The sequence below is a fragment of the Mycobacterium sp. SM3041 genome (genome assembly GCF_039668335.1).
Taxonomy (GTDB): domain Bacteria; phylum Actinomycetota; class Actinomycetes; order Mycobacteriales; family Mycobacteriaceae; genus Mycobacterium.
In genome coordinates, this window is the sequence record NZ_JAYXBQ010000061.1 from 1 (window position 1) to 1,284 (window position 1,284).

The 1,284-nt window shown below is 66.1% G+C and carries 1 protein-coding gene; it reads left to right on the top strand.

The window, feature by feature from the left end; genetic code table 11:
* Nucleotides 1-1,284, top strand: a 1,284-nt coding sequence (locus VXD91_RS20960; RefSeq protein WP_346416287.1) for an IS110 family transposase, incomplete at both ends; no start/stop codon positions are given.

Here is a 1,284-nt window from a genome sequence, read left to right on the forward strand (position 1 = left end):
GGCGGAGCTGGAACGGTTGTGGGATGACCTGAATCTGGCTGATCCGGGTGATCTGACGGTCGTGGTCGAGCCGACGCGCAACGCGTGGATCGTTGTGGCGGAGTGGTTCCGCCGCCGCGGGGCCCGCGTGGTGATGGTTCCCACCACCCAATCGGCGGATCTTCGCAAGTACTACTCCAAGCACACCAAGAACGATCGGATCGACTCCGAGTTGCTGGCCCGGCTGCCACTTCTTCATCCCGAAGGCCTGCGTGAGTATTCCGGCCAGGGACCTGCAGACCCGTTGCGGCGCTTGGTCAAGCAGCGCTCCACCATGGTCAAACGCCGGGTCGCCGTCTACGCCCGACTCGATGCACTCGTCGAGCTCCTCGGGCCTGCTTGGTATGCGGTGCTCGGTTCGAATTACGGCATCGCGGCGTTGGAGTTCCTGGCCCGTTACGCCGATCCGAACGCGGTGATCCGCCTCGGCCACGGACGTCTGAGCAGGTTCTTGATCGCCCGGTCCCGTGGCGCGTGGCGCAGCGACCACGCCGCCGGCCTCATCGCCGCGGCCAAGGAAACCCTCGCGCTGTGGGGGTCGGACGGGATGAACTTCGCCGAACTGGCCGAAGACATCGCCCACGAAGCCGAACAGGCGCTGTTCTTGACCCGCCAAATCAAGCAGATCGACGAACGAGTCGCGAACCTGTACGCCGACGCCGACCCCGATGGGATCGTTGCCTCGGCTCCCGGCGTGGGACCGGTCATCAGCGCCGTGATCGCGGGGCGGATCGGTGATCCGCACCGATTCACCTCACTGGCGGCGGTGCGCGCCTACACCGGACTGGTCCCCAAGGTCAGCCAGTCCGGGGTGGGCAAGATCGAATCTTCGATCACCAAGGCCGGTGACCCACTGCTGCGCGAAATGCTCTGCACCGCCGCCGATCAAGCCCGCAAGGTCGACCCGCAGATCGCGGCGAAGTACCAGCGGCTGATGGCCGGCGACCGCCACCATGATTCGGCGATCTGCCATCTGGCCACTCTGCTGGTCACTCGGATCGCCACGTGCATGCGCGCCGGCCAGCCCTACGCCCTGCGCGATGTCGACGGCACCCCGATCACCGAAGCTCAGGGCCGCGTGCTCGTTAAAGAGCGCTACCAGATTGAGCCGCGCCGCCGAGACAACATCCGGCACCACCGTATGCGCGACCGCCGCAAACAGAGGGCGGGCCAGGAGTCACAGGAGTCGCCGAACGCTCCAACATCCAGGCCCGCCACCAATCACCCTACGAGCCAACACATCGC